18 protein-coding genes are annotated in these 23,230 nt (G+C 62.8%); 6 read left to right on the top strand and 12 right to left on the bottom strand.

What is annotated here, in order from left to right:
* Nucleotides 1-35: 35 nt before the first annotated feature.
* The 3 genes from ACZ6WW_RS09095 to tal all read left to right on the top strand — a co-directional run bounded on the left by ACZ6WW_RS09095 (nucleotide 36) and on the right by tal (nucleotide 3,347).
* Nucleotides 36-950, top strand: a complete 915-nt coding sequence (locus tag ACZ6WW_RS09095; protein ID WP_465273911.1) for a LysR family transcriptional regulator — start codon at nucleotides 36-38, stop codon at nucleotides 948-950.
* 68 nt (nucleotides 951-1,018) lie between these two features.
* The gene (locus ACZ6WW_RS09100; protein ID WP_465273912.1) at nucleotides 1,019-2,317 is read left to right on the top strand and encodes an NAD(P)/FAD-dependent oxidoreductase; all 1,299 of its coding nucleotides are present in this window, start codon (nucleotides 1,019-1,021) and stop codon (nucleotides 2,315-2,317) included.
* 70 nt (nucleotides 2,318-2,387) lie between these two features.
* A complete protein-coding gene (tal, locus tag ACZ6WW_RS09105; protein ID WP_465274050.1) occupies nucleotides 2,388-3,347 on the top strand; it encodes a transaldolase in 960 nt (319 codons plus the stop codon).
* Nucleotides 3,348-3,531: 184 nt separating this feature from the next.
* Here the strand turns inward: tal and ACZ6WW_RS09110 are convergent, their stop codons facing one another.
* The 7 genes from ACZ6WW_RS09110 to ACZ6WW_RS09140 all read right to left on the bottom strand — a co-directional run bounded on the left by ACZ6WW_RS09110 (nucleotide 3,532) and on the right by ACZ6WW_RS09140 (nucleotide 14,104).
* Entirely contained in the window at nucleotides 3,532-4,995 is a 1,464-nt protein-coding gene (locus ACZ6WW_RS09110) for an efflux transporter outer membrane subunit (protein WP_465273913.1), read from the bottom strand.
* Nucleotides 4,979-6,163, bottom strand: a complete 1,185-nt coding sequence (locus tag ACZ6WW_RS09115) for an efflux RND transporter periplasmic adaptor subunit (RefSeq protein ID WP_465273914.1) — start codon at nucleotides 6,161-6,163, stop codon at nucleotides 4,979-4,981. Before ACZ6WW_RS09115 ends, ACZ6WW_RS09110 begins: the two co-directional genes overlap by 17 nt.
* A complete protein-coding gene (locus ACZ6WW_RS09120; RefSeq protein ID WP_465273915.1) occupies nucleotides 6,153-9,356 on the bottom strand; it encodes an efflux RND transporter permease subunit in 3,204 nt (1,067 codons plus the stop codon). The genes ACZ6WW_RS09115 and ACZ6WW_RS09120 overlap by 11 nt, the downstream gene beginning before the upstream one ends.
* Before the next feature lie 328 nt (nucleotides 9,357-9,684).
* Complete coding sequence (locus ACZ6WW_RS09125; protein WP_465273916.1) at nucleotides 9,685-11,115, bottom strand: sensor histidine kinase; 1,431 nt, start codon at nucleotides 11,113-11,115, stop codon at nucleotides 9,685-9,687.
* 56 nt (nucleotides 11,116-11,171) lie between these two features.
* Complete coding sequence (locus ACZ6WW_RS09130; protein ID WP_465273917.1) at nucleotides 11,172-11,852, bottom strand: response regulator transcription factor; 681 nt, start codon at nucleotides 11,850-11,852, stop codon at nucleotides 11,172-11,174.
* Between the two features lie 212 nt (nucleotides 11,853-12,064).
* A complete protein-coding gene (rpoH, locus tag ACZ6WW_RS09135) occupies nucleotides 12,065-12,922 on the bottom strand; it encodes an RNA polymerase sigma factor RpoH (RefSeq protein ID WP_281850611.1) in 858 nt (285 codons plus the stop codon).
* Between the two features lie 195 nt (nucleotides 12,923-13,117).
* Nucleotides 13,118-14,104 (bottom strand): alpha/beta fold hydrolase, encoded by a 987-nt coding sequence (locus ACZ6WW_RS09140; protein WP_465273918.1) that lies wholly within the window; start codon nucleotides 14,102-14,104, stop codon nucleotides 13,118-13,120.
* 134 nt (nucleotides 14,105-14,238) lie between these two features.
* Here ACZ6WW_RS09140 and ACZ6WW_RS09145 point away from each other — a divergent pair, with 134 nt between their 5' ends.
* Nucleotides 14,239-15,048 carry a helix-turn-helix domain-containing protein gene (locus ACZ6WW_RS09145; RefSeq protein ID WP_465273919.1) on the top strand — a complete coding sequence of 270 codons (810 nt, stop codon included), beginning with the start codon at nucleotides 14,239-14,241 and terminating at the stop codon, nucleotides 15,046-15,048.
* On the opposite strand, the gene ung is transcribed toward ACZ6WW_RS09145, so the two are convergent.
* From ung to ACZ6WW_RS09170, 5 genes are all read right to left on the bottom strand, one after another.
* A complete protein-coding gene (gene ung / locus ACZ6WW_RS09150) occupies nucleotides 15,045-15,749 on the bottom strand; it encodes a uracil-DNA glycosylase (protein ID WP_465273920.1) in 705 nt (234 codons plus the stop codon). The genes ACZ6WW_RS09145 and ung overlap by 4 nt on opposite strands.
* Nucleotides 15,746-16,588: a response regulator gene (locus ACZ6WW_RS09155; RefSeq protein WP_281850615.1), complete on the bottom strand. Its 843-nt coding sequence runs from the start codon at nucleotides 16,586-16,588 to the stop codon at nucleotides 15,746-15,748. Before ACZ6WW_RS09155 ends, ung begins: the two co-directional genes overlap by 4 nt.
* A gap of 138 nt (nucleotides 16,589-16,726) precedes the next feature.
* Nucleotides 16,727-17,698 carry a permease-like cell division protein FtsX gene (gene ftsX, locus ACZ6WW_RS09160; RefSeq protein WP_465273921.1) on the bottom strand — a complete coding sequence of 324 codons (972 nt, stop codon included), beginning with the start codon at nucleotides 17,696-17,698 and terminating at the stop codon, nucleotides 16,727-16,729.
* 2 nt (nucleotides 17,699-17,700) lie between these two features.
* Complete coding sequence (gene ftsE / locus ACZ6WW_RS09165) at nucleotides 17,701-18,384, bottom strand: cell division ATP-binding protein FtsE (protein ID WP_281852787.1); 684 nt, start codon at nucleotides 18,382-18,384, stop codon at nucleotides 17,701-17,703.
* 189 nt (nucleotides 18,385-18,573) lie between these two features.
* Entirely contained in the window at nucleotides 18,574-20,298 is a 1,725-nt protein-coding gene (locus tag ACZ6WW_RS09170) for a DEAD/DEAH box helicase (protein ID WP_465273922.1), read from the bottom strand.
* Nucleotides 20,299-20,697: 399 nt separating this feature from the next.
* Here ACZ6WW_RS09170 and trxA point away from each other — a divergent pair, with 399 nt between their 5' ends.
* Complete coding sequence (trxA, locus tag ACZ6WW_RS09175) at nucleotides 20,698-21,024, top strand: thioredoxin TrxA (protein ID WP_281850618.1); 327 nt, start codon at nucleotides 20,698-20,700, stop codon at nucleotides 21,022-21,024.
* 231 nt (nucleotides 21,025-21,255) lie between these two features.
* Entirely contained in the window at nucleotides 21,256-23,079 is a 1,824-nt protein-coding gene (rho, locus tag ACZ6WW_RS09180; RefSeq protein ID WP_281850619.1) for a transcription termination factor Rho, read from the top strand.
* The last annotated feature ends 151 nt before the right edge of the window (nucleotides 23,080-23,230 follow it).

Here is a 23,230-nt window from a genome sequence, read left to right on the forward strand (position 1 = left end):
TTTGAGTGTTCATTTTCCAATAACAATGGCCCGCCATGAACCCGATCGACGCCATGCAGGCTTTCGTCCGCGTCACCGAGCTGGCGAGCTTCACCAGGGCGGCCGATAGCCTGGGGCTGCCCAAGGCCAGTGTCTCGATCGCCATTCGCCAACTGGAAAACCAGCTTGGGGCGCAACTCTTGCACCGCACGACGCGACGCGTGCAGCCCACCCAGGACGGCCAGGCCTTCTACGCGCGCTGCAAGGAACTGCTTGGCGACCTGGACGAACTGCAATCGATGTTTCAGCACGACAAGCAAAGTCTGCGCGGACGCTTGCGCGTGGACATGCCGATCAGCATCGCCAATCGCACGGTCATTCCACGGCTAGCGGATTTCCTGCACGACCATCCGCAACTGGAAATCGAACTGAGCAGCACCGACCGCAAGGTCGATCTGATCGCCGAAGGTTTCGACTGTGTCCTGCGCGTGGGCGTCCTCGACGATTCCAGTCTGGTCGCAAGGACGCTCGGCAGCTTACGCATCGTCAACTGCGTCAGCCCGGCTTATCTGCGCGAACATGGCATACCGCGCACGCTGGACGATTTGCCGCGGCACTGGCTGGTTCATTACGCCAACACGCTCGGCAGCCGGCCGTTGGGCTTCGAGTATCGCGATGGCGTGACGTATCGCCACATCGCCATGCGCGGCGTGATCACCGTAAATAACACCGAAGCCTATGAAGCGGCCTGCCTGGCGGGACTGGGCATCATCCAGGCGCCGGAGGCCGGCGTGCGCCCTTTGTTGGAGAGCGGCGCGATGGTCGAAGTCATGCCCGAGTACCGGGCCGAAGCGATGCCGATGTCGTTTCTCTATGCACGACGGCACAACCTGCCGCGGCGTACACAGGTCTTCATGGCGTGGCTCGCCGCGCTGCTGGCGCCTTCCCTGGAAGGCCTTAGCGCGCTGTGAAGATGATAATGAGACGTCGCGCCCCCATATGAAAAGTGCGCGACCACACGTTTGCAGCGAGAGGAAACATGAGCGATTCACGACCCGTCGATTCACGTCCGCACGTGGTGATACTCGGTGGCGGCTTTGGTGGACTTGCCGCTGCCCGCACGCTTGCCAATGCGCCGGTGCGCATCACCCTGATCGATCGCCGCAACCACCATCTGTTTCAGCCGTTGCTTTATCAGGTGGGCACGGCGGGTCTGTCCGCGCCGTCGATCGCTGCACCCTTGCGGCGGATTTTGCGCAAGCAGGCGAACGTCACCACGTTGATGGATGAAGTCGTCGGCGTCGACACCGCCGCACAACATGTTCACCTGACTCAAGGCGAGATCGGCTACGACTATCTGATCGTCGCCACCGGCGCGACACACGCCTATTTCGGCCACGACGATTGGGCGCCCTACGCGCCCGGCCTGAAAACCCTGGACGACGCCTTTACCATCCGCCGCCGCGTACTGCTCGCTTTCGAACACGCCGAGCGCGAAGACGATCCGGTAAAACGCCAGGCATGGCTCAACTTCGTCATTGTCGGTGCGGGTGCCACTGGCGTGGAACTCGCCGGCGCGCTGGCGGAAATCGCTCGTCATACCCTGCCGCGCGAATTTCGTCGCAGCGATCCGCGCAAGGCTAATATCCTGTTGGTCGAAGCCGGCCCGCGCGTGCTGCCGGCCTTCGATGACGACCTTTCCGCCAAAGCAAAAAAACAGCTGGAACGCCTGGGCGTGCAAGTGCGAACCGGCGAAGCGGTCAGCGCCATCGACGAACACGGCGTAAAGCTCGGCGATCAACACATCGCGTCGCACACCGTGTTGTGGGCCGCCGGCGTCTCGGCCTCACCGGTCGGGGCCATGCTGGGCGCACCTACCGATCGCGCCGGACGCGTGCAGGTCGAGGCGGATCTCAGCCTGCCGGGCCACCCCAACGTCTTTGTCATCGGCGATCTCGCCGCCGCCACCCAGGCCAACGGCAAGCCGGTCCCCGGCGTGGCGCCCGCGGCCAAGCAGATGGGAAACCATGTCGCTCGAAGCGTGCGGGCACGCGTCGAAGGCCAGGCCTCGGCCACGCCCTTCCGCTATCGCGACGATGGCTCGCTGGCGACCATCGGCCGCATGGCCGGGGTGGCCCAGTTCGGCCGTATCAAGATCTCCGGCATTCTGGCGTGGTGGATCTGGCTGGTGGCCCACGTCTACTTCCTGATCGGCTTCCGTAACCGGCTGGTCGTCTTGATGGATTGGGCCATGGCGTACTGGACCTACGAGCGCTCCGCGCGCATCGTGGTCGGCAAGGACGAGACCGCCCAGGCGCGCACCCCGCCCGGCGACTGACCTTATCTTCACTGATTCCTTCCCACGGAGATGCCAAAATGCGCTGTCTCCTTCCACGCGAACTGGATAACTGACCGTGTCTTCCCAACTCGAACAGCTACGTCAATACACCACCGTCGTCGCCGACACGGGCGATATTGAAGCGATCGCCCGTTACAAGCCGGTCGACGCCACCACCAATCCTTCCTTGCTGCTCAAGGCGTCGGAAATTCCGAGCTATGCGCCGCTGCAGGACGAGGCCGTGCAATGGGCCAAGTCCAAGAGCAACAACCGCGAACAACAGATCATCGATGCCAGCGATCATCTGGCCGTGTCGGTAGGCCGCAAGATTCTAGACATCGTGCCAGGCCGAGTGTCGACCGAAGTCGATGCGCGTCTTTCGTTCAATACCGACGCGTCCATCGCCAAGGCCGAACGCCTGATCGGCATGTATGAAGACGCCGGCGTGAAGCGCGAACGCGTGCTGATTAAGCTGGCGTCGACCTGGGAAGGCATCCGCGCCGCCGAGCAACTGCAGAAGCGCGGGATCAACTGCAACCTCACCTTGCTGTTCTCGTTCGAACAGGCCGTCGCCTGCGCCGAAGCCGGTGTGTTCCTGATCTCGCCGTTCGTCGGCCGTATCATGGACTGGTACGTCGCCAACACCGACACCAAGTCGTACGCGCCGGACGAGGATCCGGGCGTGAAGTCGGTGCGCAAGATTTACAGCTGGTACAAGCTGCACGGCTACGAGACTGTGGTGATGGGCGCCAGCTTCCGCAATATCGGCCAGATCCAGGCGCTGGCCGGCTGCGACCGCCTGACCATCAGCCCGGACCTTCTCGAAAAGCTCGAAGCCGACCAGAGCGATCTGCCGCGCAAGCTCAATGACGACGGCAAGCGCGAAGCACGCCCGGCCAAGCTCAGCGAGAACGATTTCCGCTGGGGTCACAACGAAGACCCGATGGCCACCGACAAGCTGGCCGAGGGTATTCGCAAGTTTGCGGTCGATCAGCGCAAGCTGGAGAAGTTGTTGGCTGCGAAGTTGTGAACTTCGAATAACCCCCGTTTTCATCGTCGCCCCGGCGAAGGCCGGGGCCCAGCGTCTTCAGCACGATGAAGCGTGAGGCACTGGATCCCGGCCTTCGCCGGGATGACGGATAGGAGAGGTTTTTAAAGATTCCCTGAGGCCGCTCCTACAAACCGAAAAAAGCCGGCCCTTGGCCGGCTTTTTTTCAATTCGCCTGCGGCTTCTTCTTCCAGGCATCAGCCAACGCATCCGTCGACCAACCGCCACCCAGCGCGCGAATCAACTGCACGCTCGAACGCAACTGGCGCGTATCGATATCGAGCAGACTGCGCTGTGCATCGAGCCATGCGGTCTGCGCCTGCACCACGTCCAGATAGCCGACCGCACCCTGCTTGTAACGGTCCATCGCCAGATCGAGCGAATGCTTCGCGGCATCGGCGGCATCTTTCTGGTCAACGCGCGCCGTACCCAGATGATCGAGCTGGGCGAGGTTGTCTTCGACCTGCTCGAACGCATTCAGGACCACGCTGCGGTACTTGGCACCGGATTCCTCGGTAGCTGCCTTGGCCGCAGCCACCTGCGCCTTGCGGCGGCCGCCATCGAAGATGGTTTCCAGGATATTCGGACCAAACGCCCAGATGCGGTTCGGTGTCGACAGCAAGCCACCGTACACGTCGCTCTGATAGCCACCTTGCGCACTCAAGCCCAATGACGGGAAATACGCGGCACGTGCCACGCCGATTTCCGCATTGGATGCCGCGGTACGACGCTCGGCAGCCGCAATATCCGGGCGGCGCTGCAATAGCGTCGACGGCACATCGGTCGGAATCGTCGGCAGCGGGATCGCAGCGGTCTCCGGCGCAATGCTGAACTTCGACGGCGTCTCACCGACCAGCACCGCGATCGAATGCTCCACCAGCGCACGCTGCGCCAGCGTCTGCGACCATTGCGACTTCACCGTCGACAACTGTGTCTGCGCGCGCGCGACGTCCAAGCCCGACACGATGCCGCCTTGATGCAAGGTCTGCGTGAGCTGCAAGGCCTTGGCGAATGCATCGGTGCTCTGCTTGAGCAAGTCGACCTGCTGATCCAGGCCGCGCAAGACCACATAGCTATCGGTCAACTGCGCCTGCAGGCTCAGCTGCACCGACGCGAGGTCGGCGGCGGCAGCGATCGCCTGATCCTTGCTCGACGTCACCTCATTGCGCACACGACCCCACAGGTCGACCTCGTAGTCGATCCCGCCGGTGGCCGTGAACGTGTTGTACCAGGCCGGCGACGTGGCACCACGCAACGGCTTGGTATCCGATTCGCGATCGCGCTGCGCATTGCCATTCAGGCCCACCTGGGGGAACAGATCGGCACGCGCCTGGCGATAGAACGCCTGCGACTGCTCGAAATGCGCCAACGCCGCTTCGAGGTCGGCGTTATGCGCCAGCAGACGCTGCTGCAGGTCGTTGAGCTGCGGATCGGTATAGACCTTCCACCAGCCATCACGCGGCAACTGATCGGACGGCTGCGCGGGCACCCACGGGCCTTGCTGCTGCGCAGGTTCCTTGTAGTGATCGGCCACCGGCGTTTCGGGCACCTTGTAGGTCGGCGCCAGCGAGCAGCCCGCAAGCGCCGCCGATACCGCCAGCGTCAATGCGAAATTAAGCCTTCTTTTCATTGGGCTTGTCCGCCGTCTTGTCTGCAATCTTCACCGGGTCGCCATTGGCCAGGCCATCGGGCGGGCTTTCGATCACGCGATCGCCCTTGTCCAGGCCGGCACCAATTTCCACGCTCTTGCCGTAGTCGCGTGCGATGGTGACCGTCTTGAATGCCACCTTGTTGTCGGCGCTCACCGTGGCCACGCGCAGCCCCTGGTTGTCGAAGATCAGCGCACTGGCCGGCACGCGCAGCGCCGTGGTGCTGATCGGCAGGTCGAACTTGACGTTGGCGAATGCACCCGGCATCAACTGGCTGTCCGCGTTGTCGACAGACAACTGCACCAGGGTCGAACCGGAAGTGGCGTTGACCGCCTGCGCAGACGATTCCACGGTGGCCTTGAATACCTGACCGGGATGCTCCGGCACCGTGAGCGTCGCGACCGCTCCCTGCTTGATCGAGGGCACGTAGTTCTGCGGTACCTGTACGTACACGCGCAGCTTGCGCACGTCCGAAACGGTAAACAGCTCCTGCCCGGTCGCACCGCCGATATTGATCAACTGGCCGACGTCGGTATTGCGTGCGGTAACGATGCCGTCGAACGGCGCGATGATGCGCGCAAATGCCTTGGTTGCCTGCAGCCGATCGAGGTTGGCCTTGGCGGCATTGGCGAGCGCGCTCTTGGCCGTCAGGTCGCCGGTTTTCTCGTCGACTTCCTGCTTGGATACCGAATCGGAGCCGAGCATGGCCTGCCAACGCTTGGCCGTGATCGCCGCCAGCGCCTGATTGGCCTGCGCACTGGCGTAATCCGCCTTGGCCTGCAGCAGCTGTTGATCGAGATCGGGCGTGTCGATCTCGGCCAGCAACTGACCGGACTTCACCGGCGTGCCGATATCGACCTTCCAGTTCTTCAGGTAGCCGTTGATGCGGGCGAAGATAGGCGCGCGCGAATAGGCTTCCAGACGGCCAGGCAGTTCCAGGCCGTTACCGGCCTTGCCCGGCTCCGGATCGACGACGGCGACCGATGGAATGGCCTGCTCGTCGGTCCAGGTCTTGAGCTTGTGCGCATCGGTGGCGCGCGAGGTGACACCAAGGACCACGATGCCGACCGCCAGGATCGCGGCGATCAGTCCGGCCAGGCGCAGCTTGCGCGGATGGGTCGGCGTAGGAGTTTTGAATTCAGACGACATGTGCGGGCTCTCCGGAAGCAGGCGCCGGGGACGGGGCGCGGCCGTGCCGCGCGTGGATGATGCTGAACACCACGGGGACGAAAAGCAGCGTCGCCGTCGTTGCGAAAATAAGACCACCGATCACCGCGCGGCCGAGCGGCGCATTCTGCTCGCCACCCTCGCCCAGGCCCATGGACATCGGCCCCATGCCGATCACCATCGCCAACGCGGTCATCAAGACGGGACGGAAGCGAACATAGCCGCCCTCGAGCGCCGCCAGTGTGGCATTGCCGTGCTCGGCCAGGCGTTCGCGACAGAAACTCACCACCAGGATCGAGTTCGCCGTGGCCACGCCCATGCACATGATCGCACCGGTCAATGCAGGTACCGACAAGGTCGTATGCGTGGCGAACAGGATCCAGATGATGCCGGCCAACGCGGCAGGCAGCGCCGTGATGATCACGAACGGATCGCTCCACGACTGGAAGTTCACCACGATCAGCAGGTAGATCAGCACCGCGGCACCGAGCAGACCGAACAACAGGCCCGAGAAGGCGCTGTTCATCGTCTGCACCTGACCGAGCAGCGCGATCGACGTACCCTTCGGCAAGCCCTTGGCATGGTCGGCCACGACCTTCTGGATATCGCTGGACACCGCGCCCAGGTCACGACCCTGCGTGGTGGCGAAAATCTCCACCATCGGCTGGATGTTGTACTGGCTCACCACCGCATTGCCGGCGTAACGCTGGAAATTGGCCAGGCCGCCGAGCACCTGCTGTGCACCACCGGTGCTGTTGACCGGCAGATTTTCGAGCTGCGACAGCGAATTGAGGCTGTACTGCGGCGTCTGCATCACGATCGGATAGGAAATCTGATTCTGCGGATTCAACCAATAGGTGGGCGCCACCTGGCTGGAGCCGGCCAGGTTCACCACCAGCGAGTTGGTGACGTCTCGCTCGGTTACACCGACCAGCTGCGCACGCGTGCGGTCCACGTTGATATTGAAACCCTGGTTCGCCTGCGACTGCTGGATGCGCGCATCGGCCACACCCGGCACACGCTTGATATCACGCAACAGGGCGTTGGCGTATTCGAAGTTCGCCGGCAGGTTGTTACCGCGAATCTGTAGATCGATCGGCGCAGGCGAACCGAAGTTCAGGATCTGACTGATGATGTCCGCGGGCGGGAACGAGAACGTCACGCCCGGAAACTCGCGCGGTAGCTGTTCGCGCATGCGCTGCACGTAGTCGGCCGTCGGGTGGTGGCCTTCGTTCAAGCTCAACTGGATATCGCCGTCCCAGGAACCGATCGTACCGGTGTTGTTGTACGCGGTATTGATGCCCGATACCGGCTGGCCGATGTTGTCTACTACGGTACTGAGCTCTTCCTTCGGAATGATCCGGCGAATGCTCGCCTGCACATCGGCAAACAAGGACGCGCTGTCTTCCACACGCGTACCGATGGGTGCACGCACGTGCATCAGGATCTGGCCGGCATCCACCGCGGGGAAGAAGTTGCGCCCGAGGAACGGCACCAACCCAAACGACAGCACGATAAACCCGAGGAAGCCAACGACGAACACCTTGCGATGCTCCATCGCCATCGCCAGCAGGCTGTGGTAACTGTCGCGGATCTTGTCGAAACGCGCCTCGAAGCCACGCTGGAAACGGACCAGCGGATTGTTCGACGGCGGCAGCGATACGTGATGGCCATGCTCGTCCACGTGCGGCGCATGCGGATGCAGCAGGTACTTGGCCATCGTCGGCACCAGCGTGCGCGACAGGATGAACGAGGCGATCATCGCGAACATCACCGCTTCGGCCATCGGCACGAACAGGAAGCGCGCGACGCCTTCCAGGAAGAACATCGGCACGAACACGATACAGATGCACAGCAGCGACACGAAGGCCGGCGTCACGATCTGCTCCGCACCGTCGAGGATGGAGGTCTCCACATCCTTGCCGTGTTCCAGATGCCAGTTGATGTTCTCGATCGTCACCGTGGCATCGTCGACCAGGATGCCCACCGCCAGCGACAAGCCGCCGAGCGTCATGATGTTCATCGTCTCGCCGATCGCCGACAAGGCCGCGATCGAACTGAGGATCGCCAGCGGAATCGAGACGGCGATGATCACCGTCGAGCGCCAGCTACCCAGGAACAGCAGAATCATCAAGCTGGTCAACGCGGCCGCGATGATGCCTTCCTTGGCCACGCCGCTGATGGCCGCACGCACAAAGATCGACTGATCGCCGATCGGCGTCACTTCGAGCGTATCGGGCAGCGAGCTCTTCGCATCGGCGATCTTCTGCTTCACGCCGGCGATGATGGCCAGCGTCGATGCCGAGCCGTTCTTGAGCACCGTCATCAGCACCGATCGATTGCCGTCGACGTGCACGATATTGGTCTGCGGTGGCGCACCGTCGCGGACATGCGCGACGTCGCGGATATACACCGTGGTGCCGTTGACCGTCTTGATCGGCAAGCCGCCCAGGTCGTTGATATCCGACGGCGCGTTATTGAGCTGCAGAATGTATTCGAACTGGCCGATCTTCTGCGTACCCACCGGGACGATCAGGTTCTGCGACGCCAGCGCGTTGGCCACATCCTGTGCGGTCAGGCCGCGCGCCTGCAAGGCCGCCGAATCGATATCGATCTGCACCTGGCGCGTCTTGCCGCCGAACGGATAGGGAACCGATGCACCGGCCACCGTGGTCAGGACCGGGCGTACCGCGTTCAGACCCAGATCGCCCAGGTTCTGCTCGGTCAGGCCTTTGCCCGACAACGCCAACTGGATGATCGGTACCGTCGAGGCGTTGTAGTTCAGGATCAACGGCGGCGTACTGCCGGCCGGCAGCTGCTTGAGCAGGGTCTGCGCAACCGCGGTCACCTGCGCGTTGGCGGTGCGGATATCCACCGCCGGCTGGAAGAAGATCTTGATTACGCCGAAGCCGTTGATCGACTGGGCTTCGATATGCTCCACGTCGTTCACCGTGGTGGTGAGCACGCGTTCGAAGGGCGAAGTGATACGTCCGGCCATCTGGTCGGGCGGAAGGCCGGTGTACTGCCACACCACGCTGATCACGGGGATCTTGATATCCGGGAAGATATCCGTGGGTGTCCTCAACGCCGACAACGGGCCGATGATGAGGATCAACAGGGCGAGAACGACGAACGTATACGGTCGCGTTAGAGCGATCCGGACAAGACTGAACATGCCTGGGGATTCCGAGCGCTGATGATGCGTCGCCGCAAATTTTCGCACGGGAGCGTGCCCGGCAGCATGGCCTGACGGATGAAGATTATTTCATCTTGCAATTAAAAAGGCCCGAAAACACTGGGCCTTGAGGGGGTGTAAAGGCTGCTTTGAAAAGTACTCAAGGGTGCTTTGAGGGCGCAGCTTTTATTAAACAACCTCAGTTCTCATCGTCGCCCCGGCGAAGGCCGGGGCCCAGCGTCTTTCGCACGTTCGGTGTAAGACGCTGGACCCCGGCCTTCGCCGGGGCGACGGATAGGAAAGGTTTCTGGAGATTCGCGAACAGCCGTTAAGCCGTAACCGGTGCAGGCAAGGCTGGCGACGTCGCCACCTTCGGCCGAACCAGTTGCCCCGGTTCCGGCGAGTAGCAATACAGCGTGATCCGCGCACCGGTTTCGCCGTCACCGATCTCCAGGGCAAAGCCATGCAGCCGCACGATCGCGCTGACGATGCTCAACCCCAGACCCGAGCCCGGCGTGGTGCGGCTGTTGTCGCCGCGATAAAAGCGTCGGGTTACGGCATCGCGTTCGTCGGCGGGAATACCTGGGCCGCTGTCGAGGATATCGATCCGCGGCCCCAGCTTGTCCATCTGCGCGCGCAGACGAATATGTCCACCCGATGGCGTGAACTTGATGGCGTTGCCGACAAGATTCGCCAGCGCTTCAAATAGCAGATGCGCATCGGCACGGATCGGCGTCAGCGTCTGGACGTCCAAAACAAAAGGCTGGCCGCGGTCTTCCGCCACTGGCGCGTAGAACTCGTGCACTTGATTGAGCACATCGGCAAGATCGACTTCGGCAAAGCAGGCGCAACGATTGCGGTCTTCCAGTTCCGACACGCGCAACAATGCCCGGAACCGCCCGAGCAACTCGTCGACATCGGTGACGCATGCATCGAGCAGCGTTACCTGCGGCTGATCGGACAACTGCTGCTGTGCGCGATACAGCCGTGCGCGCAAGCGCGTCAAAGGCGTGCGCAGATCATGCGCGATGTTGTCGCACACGCCTTTGACTTCGTTCATCAGACGCTCGATTTCGTCGAGCATGGTGTTGACGATGCCCGCCAGCAGATCAAGTTCGTCGCCGCGCCGGCTCACCGGCAAACGCTTGGTGAGATCGCCTTCGCGAATAGGGTCGGTCGCCTGCTGCAAGACACGAATGCGCCTGGCCGGGCCACGCCGCAATAGAAAACCGCCGAGCAGGCCGGGGATGATCGTAAGCGAGACGCCCCATAACAGCGCACGCCACACGATCGCACCCAGCCCGTCGAGCGTGCTGGTGTCCTTGGCAATCACCAGCACGCGCCCATCCGGCAGGCGCGACGCAACAGCGCGTGCGCGCACTTCGCCATCGGCATGAAACGGTCGCGGTACACCGCCCGCCAGCAGGCGCGGCTGGCCATCGGCAATGATCCCGGCGGGCAAGTGGCGGATATTGCCTGCGAGCACGCGGCCGGAGGCATCGAACAACCCGACCGACATCACGCCATGAGGATCGATCAGGCCGGCGGCATCCACGGTTGCCGGCAGGCGCGCCGAATCGGTGGTCGCCAGGTAGCCCATGCGCTGCACGATGATCTGGTCGATCACGTTGTTGAGGTAACGCGTGGTCTCCCACTGGATCACACCCACCAGGATCAGGCCCCACGCGGCAAAGAGCGCCCCGTAGACGAGAATCAGGCGCGAGGTGGCCGAGCGCCAGGCATTGGGATGAGCGTTCATGGTGATCCGACCCGGCGCAGCTGCTGCGCCCTCAGGAATATAAGGAAATCATACAGCTACCGCGTTGGCGCCAGCATATAGCCGGTGCCGCGCACCGTGCGGATCAGGTGCGGCTGGCCGGCGCTATCGATCTTGCGCCGCAACCGGCCGATATGGACATCGATGACATTGGTGCCGGGATCGAAATGAAACCCCCACACCGCCTCGAAAATCATCGTACGGGTGACCACCTGACCGGAGTTGCGCATCAGAAACTCCAGCAGTCGAAATTCGGTCGGCAGCAGATTCAACAACTGGCCGTTGCGGTGCGCCACATGCCGCACCAGATCCAGTTCGAGATCGGCCACGCGCAGGCGGTTGCCGCCTTCGGCACTCTGGCGCCGACGCAGCAGCACTTCGGCACGCGCGGACATCTCGTCGGGCGCGAACGGCTTGGTCAGGTAGTCGTCGCCGCCGGCTCGCAGGCCACGCACGCGTTCGTCCACGTCGCTCAACGCGCTGATCATCAGCACCGGCGTATCGACCTGGGCGCGACGCAGCGCCGCCACCACGTCGATGCCATCCATCCCCGGCAACATGCGGTCCAGGGTGATCAGGTCATAGCTGCCTTCCAGCGCTCGATCCAACCCATGGCGACCATCGGCCACCCAGTCGGCCACCATGCCGTGCACGCTCAACTCCGCCACGATCTCGCGAGCGGTGACTTCGTCGTCTTCGATGACCAGGACTTGGGGCATGGGTGGGGAGTCCGGCCGCTTTGCGGCCTGTCAATGGTCAATAGTCAATGGGAAAAGCAAGCACAACCTGAGCTGGCAGCTCTTTCCATTTACCGTTTACAGATCACGCAGTGATCGGACTGAGGCCGCGTAGCGGCCGGCCCATTCACCGCGCCAAATGCAAACGGCCCCACAAAGGAGGCCGTTCACTTGAAGCGCAAAGCAGCGCCATCTTACGCAGCAAACAACCCGCGCATTTTCTTCATCGCGTTCGCCTCGACCTGACGGATACGCTCGGCAGAAACACCATACTCGTCGGCCAGATCCTGCAACGTTGCCTTATCGTCGTTCAACCAACGACGCTGGATGATGTCGCGCGAACGCTGATCGAGCTTTTGCAGCGCCTCGGACAGCGTTTCCAGCTGGTTGTCGGCGTGATCTGCATCGGAGACGTTGTCGTACGGGTCGGCGCCATCGTCGATCAGGAATGCTTCCGGTGCCGGCTTGGCATCGTCGTCGGCATCGGCCGGCGCTTCGAAACCGATATCACGGCCGGACAGACGCGATTCCATCTCGCGGACAGTCGCCTCGGGAACGCCAAGATCCTTGGCGACCACGCGCACTTCCTCGGCATTCATCCAACCCAGGCGCTTCTTGCTCTTGCGCAGATTGAAGAACAGCTTGCGCTGCGCCTTGGTCGTAGCGACCTTGACGATGCGCCAGTTACGCAAGATGAACTCGTGCATTTCGGCGCGAATCCAGTGCACGGCAAAGCTGACCAGACGCACGCCCTGGTCCGGGTCGAAACGCTTGACCGCCTTCATCAGGCCGATATTGCCTTCCTGGATCAGGTCGGACAGCTGCAAACCATAACCGTTGTAACCGCGGGCGACGTGCACCACGAAACGCAGGTGCGACATCACCAGCTTCTTGGCGGAGTCGAGGTCATTGTCGTCGTTGAATCGACGCGACAGCGCCTGCTCCTCGTCCTGGCTGAGCACCGGGATACGGTGGACCGCCGAGATATACGCATCCAAGCTGCCTACTACACTGGGTACCGGCAGAGAGGCGGTCGCCAAAGCTTGTGACATGAGGAACCTCCAGAAAACTTGGGGAACAACTTAGCACTCTGCTTCTATGAGTGCTAACGGGTCGAAATGGTTCAATCCCAGCCCGGCCTCGCTTTACTATACCGAATCGTACAGGAATGCCGCTGGCTTGTCCAGTGGCACCCCGCAACGCAACAACGGCCTTCGCGATATTAAAAATATCTTAAAATCAATTCCTTAGCGGACACCCCAGAGCTTTTTTGCCTCCTCGGCAATGAGTTCCGGGTATTCCTCGGGGAAGAACAGCTTCGCGCCCTTTACCTTTCGTACGCCATGGGACAGAGGTAACACCTGGTCGAGGTAATCCGGACTCTTAGGGGAAAAGATCGTGTCGCCGGTTCCCCAGACGATCCTCACGGGACGGCGGAACTGACGCAGCGAGGCTTCGATGCCGGCCAGCGGATTGGGAAACAGGCCCAGCGCATAGGCATTGGTCAGCGCCATACGTTCGGGCGTGGCGACCAGCGGGCGCATATACATGTCGATGGCGTCATCCGTCGGGTGCCCCGGAAAGGTGTAGCAGGCGCCGCCCAAGCCAGTAGGGCTGTGAACCAGCGAATGATCGTCGACCTGCTTGACGAAGAAATCCCTGGCGAATGTCCCCTTGCGCGCCGACTCGATGACAGGCATGACACCCGGCGGCGGACTGTCGTTCTCAACGTCGCAATTGGTCAGCAGCACGCTGCGAACGCGGTCGGGGTGGCGCACCATGAACAACTGAGCCACCGCACCGCCACTATCGTTGGCGACCAGGTCCACCGTGCCGACGCCCAGCGCGTCCAGAAACTCGATGAGCATGTCCACCTGGCTCGCCGGGGTCACCGACTTGCCCTGCGTCACCTCGGTATAGCCAAGGCCCATCGAGTCAGGCGCCAAACAGCGCCGATGGGCAGCCAGCCGCGGTAGCACGCCACGCCATTGATAGCTGTTGAGCGGAAACCCGTGCAGGAATAAAGCAGCCGGCCCGCTGCCCTGTTCCACATAGGCGGTACGGCCAAGCGAGGTGGCAACGAACCGGCGCATCCGGGTGTAGTCCGCCACACCGAGATCGCCTACCTTCCCGTCCCTGACCGTACCAGCCTGCGCCAGACGGCCCAGCCCGCCCGCCAAGGCACTTGCCGCCAGCACGCCGCCCGTCAACTGAAGAAATGCTCTGCGATGCATATTCGAACCTCGCCGATGAAGTGAGGCGCATCTTTCGTCGGCGCGGAACATCCCCGCAATGACCTGTCAGGTCATGGGCGCGCGCAGGCCGGCCGACCTATGATCCGCTTCGGATCATCCAGGGAACCGCCCGTATGTCGTCCACCCACGTCACGCCCGTCGGATCGCTGCTGCGCGAATGGCGCACGACCCGGCGCATGAGCCAGCTCGATCTCGCACTGACAGCGGAGATCTCGGCCCGGCATCTCAGTTGCCTGGAAACGGGCAAGGCGCAGCCCAGCCGCGAGATGGTCATCCGGCTCGCCGACACGCTCGGCGTGCCGTTGCGCGAACGCAACACCTGGCTGGTTGCCGCCGGCTACGCGCCGTTCTATCCCGAGCGTCAACTGGCCGCGCCGGAGCTCGCCCAGGTGCGCCACGCGATCGAATGCATCCTCGAACAACAGGAACCCTACCCGGCCTTCGTGCTCAATCGCCACTGGGAGGTGTTGATGGCCAACGGCGCCGCCGCGCGCATCAACCGCTTCGTCATGCGCGGACGCGAAAGCAGCCACACCAACATGCTGCGCCAGATCTTCGATCCGAACGACTTCCGCTCGGTGATCGTCAACTGGGAAGAGATTGCCAGCGAACTACTGCGCCACCTGCATAACGAAGTGGCCTCGTCGCCTTCGGACCAGCAAGCGCGCGCTTTGCTGGACGAGATACTGGCCTATCCGGATGTGCCCGTGTCCTGGCGACAACTGTCGACAGAGAAAATCCCTTCACCGCTGATGACCACGGTTCTGCAGCGCGACGATCAACGGCTGAGCTTCTTCTCGACCATCACTACGTTCGGCACGCCGCGCGACGTGACGCTCGACGATCTGCATATCGAGTCGTGCTTTCCCGTCGACGAAGAAACAGCGGCGTTCTGCCAGATGTTGAAGCGCAAGGATCCTTAGACAGTCAACTCGCTGCGCATGGGCAACGACCAATCGACCGGCGACTGCCCATGTTCGGTCAGGTACTGATTGGCGGCCGAGAAATGACCGCAACCGAGAAACCCGCGATGCGCGGACAGCGGCGAGGGATGCACCGATTTCAGGACACGATGCTTGCGCGTGTCGATCAACTGACCCTTCTTCTGCGCATACGATCCCCACAGCATGAACACGATGCCCTCGCGTTCGCGATTAAGCGCGTCGATCGCGGCATCGGTAAAACCTTCCCAGCCCTTGCCTTGGTGTGCATTGGCCATGCCACGCTCCACCGTCAACACGGCGTTGAGCAGCAGCACGCCACGATCCGCCCAAGGCGTCAGGCAACCGTGATCGGGCGGGGCGATACCCAGATCACGCTGGATCTCCTTGAAGATGTTCTGCAGCGAAGGCGGCGTCTGCACGCCGGGGCGTACCGAGAAACACAGACCGTGCGCCTGATTCGGGCCGTGATAGGGATCCTGCCCGAGAATCACCACGCGCACCGCATCGAACGGCGTGTGATCGAAGGCCGCGAAAATATCCGGACCGGGCGGATAGATCACCTTGCCGGCCTGCTTCTCGGCGCGCAGAAATGCGGAGAGCGCCTGCATCTCCGGACGCTCGAGATAATCGCCGATACGTGCCTTCCACGAAGGCTCCAGCTTCACTCGTTCGTTGCTCATGCGGTAGCGCTGCGCTCGCGCAGATGACGGGCAACACGTAACTGGAACAGCAACTTGGTAATCAACAACTTTTCCTCGATCGGTTTCTCGACCAGATCGTTGGCGCCCGCTCTCAGCAAGGCTGCCTGATTGGCCGGGTTTTCGTCGCCTGTCATCACCAGCACCGGCAACGAGCCTTTGCTGTAACCGTAATCGCGACGTATGCGATCGAGCAAGTCGCCGCCGGTCAGCTCGCCTTTGAGGCTGACGTCGGTCAAGACGATATCCGCGCCGACAATGCCTTGCGCACGCGCCGTTTCCAGCATGGCTAGCGCATCTTCAGCACTGATCACATGGCGCACGGTGAGGCCGTATTTCTCCAGCATCCGACGCGTCGCCAACGCGACCACGCGGCTGTCCTCAACGTAAAGCACCTCGCCGTCGGCCATGCTTTCGGGCCGCACATAGCCGCGAATGAATTCGCCCAGCGCCTGGAAGCCCAGCGATTTGTCGAAGTAGTCGGTGACGTGCTCGCCGAGCGTGCGCCGATGCAGGCGATCGTCGACGTCGCCGGAAACGACCACGATGGGAATGTAGATCTGCGGCGCGAACTCCCGCACATAACGCGCCAGCTCCAGGCCATCCATATCGGGCAGCCGCAGCGACACGGTAATGAAATCGAACACGCCGCTTTCGAGCAGCTTGTGTGCTTCGGCGCCGGTACCGCAGCCGACCACGTCGGCTCCGGGCAACTCGGCATTGAGCACGCGCGTGATCAACTGCCGCACGACCTTGGAACCGTCCACCACCAATACACGCGGTGCCGCACTAACGACACGATTACTGAAACTTGCACTCATCCGCAGCCCGCCCATCGGAAACGCGACGCTTGAAGAATCCCGGGCAAACACCCCCGTGCGCCCGTCGAGACATGCATCTTGCCTTGTTCCGCGCCCGGATGCCTGCGACCTGAGTCGCCGCCCGGCCCATCCGGGCTGTTACACGGCCTTACGTAACTGCCACGCGCTCATCAGGCGCGCACCCAGCCAACCCAACACGGCCGCGCCCACCGGCACCGCCGCCAGCAGCCACCAGGGCAGCCCGCCGACCTGTAGTTTGCCGTCATAAGCGTGACTCAACTGTGTCACCGGGTCGACCAGGGCAAATTCGACCACCAGGGCGACCCCGGCGGCGATGATGCCGCTGAGCAGGCCGTACCAGATGCCGGCATACAGGTAGGGCCGGCGCACGAACGCACGACTGGCCCCGACCAACATCAGCACATCGATCTCTTCGGCGCGGCTGGAGATATCCACGCGTACCGTATTGGCGACCACCAGCAACGCCGCCAGCGCCAGCATGGCGGCAAGCACCAGCACGGTACGGTTGCCGACCGCCAGCAACGCGTCCAGCCGTTGGCGCCAGCTACCGGCGTCCTGCACCTGATCGATACCGTGCATGGCGCGCATGTCGGTCACCAGGCGTTCGACGCCATCGGCACCGATATCCGGCCTGGGCATCACCTCGAGCACATACGGCAACGGATTTTCGTCCAGCGTGTGGAGCGCCGTGCCGAAGCCCTGCATCTTGGCCAGCTCATCCATGCCTTGCTGCGGCGTCTTGACCCCGACCGCGGCAACGTCGACACGTTCGCGCAAGGTGGTGGCCAGCGCTTCGACCGCGGCACCAGCCTGGCCCGGTTTCAGGAACGCACTGACCGCCTGATTCTGGCCCAACGCATCGCCCAGATTTTGAACGTTGGCGAGCAACAGGTAGAAGGCCAGCGGCAGCGCCAGGGCCAGACCCATCACCGCGATGGTGAGAAACGTGCCCAACGGCCGCGAGAACAATCGACGCAGACTGGCCGCCGCGCTCCAGCCGTGATGCTCGCGCCAGCTTGCGACGGGACGGCCACGGCTGCGCTCGGTGCGCGGCGCGATATCGAGCTGGTCATTCGGATGCTGATCCATGCTTACAGCACCTCCTGCGCAGCCACGTCGGCGACCAGCCGGCCGTGATCGAGCACGACCACGCGCTTTTTCATCTTCTTGATCAGCGGCAGGTCATGGCTGGCGACCAGCACGGTGGTGCCGACATTCTGAAATTCGGCGAACAAGCCCATGATTTCCATCGCCAGCTGCGGATCGAGATTGCCGGTCGGCTCGTCGGCGATCAGTAGCGAAGGCTTGGCGACGATCGCACGCGCAATACCCACGCGCTGCTGTTCACCGGCCGAAAGCGAATCGGGCAACTGGCGCTCATAGGCAAGCAGGCCGACTTTTTCCAGCGCGGCGCGCACGCGGCGACCACGCTCCTGCGGCGCGACGCCACCGATGACCAGCGGCAGCTCCACATTGGCGAAAACGGTGCGCTCCATCAGCAGGCGGTGATCCTGGAAAACCATGCCGATCCGGCGACGCAGCTTGGGAATGCCGCCGCGCCCGACTTTGGCCAGGCTCTGTCCATCCATCATGATCACGCCGTGCGATGGGCGCTCGATCAGGCCGAGCAGCTTGAGCAGCGTGCTCTTGCCGGCACCGGAATGCCCGGTGACAAAGGCCATTTCGCCATCGGCGACCTCGAACGAAAGTTGGGATAGCGCTTCATGGCCACCCTCATAGCGTTTGCTGACTTGTTCGAAGCGAATCACGCAAATCCCCCGGCCTGTTTGCCGACAGTGGAAAGGATAAGCGGCGGTAAGGAAAACTTCGAGAGATTTTCCGTCGCTGACCTGGCGAGCGAAAGACGCTGGACCCGGCATGCACCGGGGCGACGAACCATGAAAAGCAGCGGTAAAACCCGCCTGCACCGTCGCCCCGGCGAACGCCGGGGCGCAGTACCTTTATCAACGCCCGGTAAACAACCGCGTCAGACGGCGGAAGAAACCCGGCTTCTTCGGTGCGGTGTGCTCGCCGGCGTGTGCCGCTGCGGTGGCAACGACCTGGCGGGAACGACCGTTGCCGGCCTGCTCGCCACCGTTGCGCGGCGGACGACGCTCGCCACGCGGGCGATCGTTGTTGCGCTCGCTCGGCGCAGCGGCGGCGCTGCCGTTGCTGTTTTGCACCTGCGCGGCATCGCCCTCGCGACGACGACCACGACCGCCACGGCGACGACGGCGCTTGCGTTCCGCCTCACCCGCCACGGAAGCGGCATCGCCTGCGGGCGCAGCCACCGGCGCAGCCGTCGCTGCAGCTGCGGCCGGCTTGCGCTCGGTACGCTCGCGCCTTTCGCCGTCGCGCGGCTTGCGCGAATCGCCACCGCGGCCGCCTTCGCGACGCGAACGACCACCGGGCCCGCTGCTGTCCTTCTTCTCGCGCGAAATGACCTTGTCGCCGAACTCGGCGCTATCAGCCGCGGCATGGGCCACGAACTGCTCGTCGATCTGCTTGGGCTTGGGCATCACCAGCAGCTCGGGATCGATCGCCGCGACCGGGATACGTTGCCCGATATAGGTTTCGATATCCGGCAGCGACATCGCATACAGGTCGCAGGCGAAGCTGATCGCATCGCCCTCGGCACCCAGACGCGCCGTACGGCCGATGCGATGCACATAGTCCTCGGCATCCTGCGGCAGGTCGTAGTTGAATACGTGGCTGACCGCCGGGATATGCAGGCCGCGTGCGGCCACATCGGTGCACACCAGCATGTCGAGCTGGCCTTCCTGGAAGCGCTGCAGCAACTTCTGGCGCTTCAACTGCGGCACGTCGCCCGACAAGGCACCGACGCGATAACCCTGGCGCTTCACGCGATCGGTCACGCGCTCGGCGGCCGCCTTGGTGTTGACGAAGATGATGCTGCGCTCGGCACTGGTGCGCTCGAGCAGGTTGAGCAGCAGCGGCATCTTTTCTTCTTTCGAAGGGAAGAACACCTGCTGACGCACGCGGTCGGCGGTGACGTTTTCGGTTTCGACCGCCAGCTTCTCGGCGTTATGCATGTGCTCGTAAGCGAGCTCCAGCACGCGATGGCTGAGCGTGGCCGAGAACAGCAGCACCTGGCGCTGTTCGCGCGCCGGCAGGCGGCGGAAGATGAAACGCACGTCCTTGATGAAGCCCAGGTCGAACATGCGATCGGCTTCGTCGATCACCATCACTTCGACACCGTTGAAGCCGAAGACCTGCTGCTTGTAGTAATCGAGCAGGCGGCCGGGCGTGGCGATGATGATGTCGCAGCCGTCTTTTAATTGCTGGCGCTGCTTGTCGTAATCGACGCCGCCATAAATCAATGCGGTGCGCAGGCCGGTGTGGCGACCGATCGCCTTGGCGTCCTTTTCGATCTGGATGGCCAGCTCGCGGGTCGGCGCGATCACCAGCGCGCGCGGATCGCTGTCCTTGCGCTCGGCCACGGCCGGGCGGGTCAGCAGGCGATTCATCATCGCCACCAGGAAGGCGCAGGTCTTGCCGGTACCGGTCTGGGCCTGGCCCGCGACGTCGCGGCCGGCCAGGGCCATCGGCAGGGTCAATGCCTGGATCGGAGTGCAGCGGGTAAAACCGGATTCGTCCAGGCCCTGCTGCAATAGAGGATGAAGGTCGAAATTGGTGAAAAAGGTATCAGTGAGTACGGTTTGGGACATTAGAGGTATCGAATGGGGGTGCAGACGGCGCGTAAACGGCGTCCGGTCCCGCGACAATAAAGATCGGCCCGGGACGGGTGGATGAGGCGGCGCGTATGGAGATGAAGGCGCCGCACGGCGGGCGCGGCGGCTCCGCTGGCATAGGTGAAAGGACTCGCCGTCTTCCCCGAAAGACAAATCCTTAGCGGCGACAAGGACTTGGAAGCCTTCTCACCTATGTCAACGGAACCGTCCGTTGCCGCCCTTGAATCACCTGGGTCCTGTCCTTAACTTACAGAGCAGTGGAGGTCCTTGCCTACCGGCATGGCCTCTAAAGACCGACCCCGCGCTTCATGGGCACCCCAGTGTAGCTGATGCAGGCCGCGCGGTCGTCAATACCCCCTACCCCTGGAGATTCCGGTGAGCGATTTGATTACCCATGTGAGCGACGACGGCTTCGAGCAGGAAGTGCTCCAGTCCGATACCCCGGTATTGCTGGACTTCTGGGCGGAGTGGTGCGGTCCGTGCAAGGCCATCGCCCCGGCCTTGGAAGAGCTGGCCCAGCAGTACGAAGGCAAGCTGCGCATCGCCAAGATCAATATCGACCATAACCAGAAGACCCCCCGCACCTACAACGTGCGCGGCATCCCGACCCTGATGATCTTCAAGAACGGCAAGGTCGAAGCCACCCAGATCGGCGCCGTCAGCAAGGGCGCGCTGGCTCAGTTGATCGAGAAGACGATCTGAGTTTTTAAAGTAATGAGGGGCGGGGAACCGGTGTTCCCTGCCCTCGAAACGGCCCGGACATCACGTTTCGGGCTTTTTGAACGCCTCTTTCGCCCCAGCCGCTTTACGTAGCCGCGCGGCGAGTGCTAGATTGAATACGTCAGTCGGGACCTCGCTGTCCCCCGCGCCCTTCGCGCCGACGACAATCACACCCTCCTTCCTGTAATTACGGCGCCCCCACGAGGTTTGCCCGTGTCCGATATCATCGATACCAAAGAATCCAACGACGCAACCAGCGCCGATGCCAAACCGGCATCCGAAACGCCGCGTACCCGAGCACCGCGCAAATCCGCGGCAGCGGCGGCGGCCAGCGCTGAAAGCACCCGCCCGGAGAAATCCGCGAGCGACATTCCCGCCGAGCGCCCCGCCCCTGCGGCAGAGCGTTCCGCACCAGTCGACGCTCCCGCCCCTGTGCAGGCCAGCCTGCCAGTCGAGCAGCCGAACCAAAACGCCTCTGGCGACAACAATGCGCCACGCCCGCAGACCGAAGCCCGCGAGGGCGGCCAGCAACAAGGTGGCCAGGGTCAGCACCAGGGCGGCGGTTTCCAGAATCGCAACGACCGCAATGACCGAAACGATCGCGGCCGCCGCCGTCGCCACGAGCGCAATGATCGTAACGAGCGCGGGCCTGAGCGTGGCAACAACAATCCCAATCCGCAGCAGCGCAACCAGGGCGGCGGTAACAACCACCCGCGCAACAACAACGGCCTGCCGGTGGACGACGATTACGCCGATGCCGGCAGCAACGATCGCCTGATCAACCTCACCGAACTCAAGCGCAAGAACGCGATCCAGCTATTGGAATTCGCCGAATCGCTGGGTATCCAGGAAGGTGTCGCACGTGCACGCAAGCAGGATGTGGTCTTCAACATCCTCAAGGCGCATGCCCGCTCCGGCGGTGGCATCTGGGCCGAAGGCGTGCTGGAAATCCTGCAGGACGGCTTCGGTTTCCTGCGTTCGGCCGACGAGTCCTACCTGGCCGGCCCGGACGACATCTACGTGTCGCCCAGCCAGATCCGCCGCTTCAACCTGCGCACCGGCGACTACATCACCGGACGCGTGCGTCACCCGAAGGAAGGCGAGCGTTACTTCGCCATGCTCAAGGTCGACGACATCAACGGCGATCCGCCGGAAGCGTCGAAGAACAAGCTGCTGTTCGAAAACCTGACTCCGCTGTTCCCGCGCAAGTCGTTCAAGCTCGAGCGCGGCAACGGTTCGACCGAGGACATCACCGGCCGTATTCTCGACCTGGTGGCGCCGATCGGCCGCGGCCAGCGCGGCCTGATCGTGTCGCAGCCCAAGTCCGGTAAGACGATGATGCTGCAGAACATCGCGCAGGCCATCCAGTACAACCATCCAGACGTCCATCTGATCATGCTGTTGATCGACGAGCGTCCGGAAGAAGTCACCGAAATCGCGCGCACCGTGCGCGCCGAAGTGATCAGCTCCACGTTCGACGAACCGGCCGTGCGCCACGTGCAGGTCGCCGAAATGGTGATCGAGCGCGCCAAGCGCCTGGTCGAGCACAAGAAGGACGTGGTGATCCTGCTCGATTCGATCACCCGCCTCGCTCGTGCCTACAACACCGTGGTGCCCAGCTCCGGCAAGGTGCTCACCGGCGGTGTCGACGCCAATGCATTGCAGCGCCCGAAGCGCTTCTTCGGTGCGGCGCGTAACGTCGAAGAAGGCGGTTCGCTGACCATCATCGCCACCGCGCTGACCGACACGGGCAGCAAGATGGACGAGGTGATCTACGAAGAGTTCAAGGGCACGGGCAACATGGAAGTGCACCTGAGCCGTCGTATCTCCGAAAAGCGCGTCTACCCGGCCATCGACATCAACCGCTCCGGCACCCGCCGCGAAGACCTGCTGATCGACCCGGACTTGCTCGCCAAAATCTGGATCCTGCGCAAGCTGCTGCATCCGATGGACGAGCTGGCGGCGATGGAGTTCATGCTCGACAAGATGAAGAACACCAAGTCGAACGACGAGTTCTTCAATTCGATGAAGCGCTGAGCGTTTACATGCGAATGTAAAAAAAGCCGCCCTTGGGCGGCTTTTTTTTGCCTGCCGATTCGACATCGTGTTGGCATGTGCGCGATGTACTCTGGTTCCGTCGTCCACCAGACTCAGGGAATCTCGAAAACCCCTCCTAGTCGTCATCCCG

The sequence above is a fragment of the Dyella sp. NPDC103356 genome (assembly GCF_055584465.1).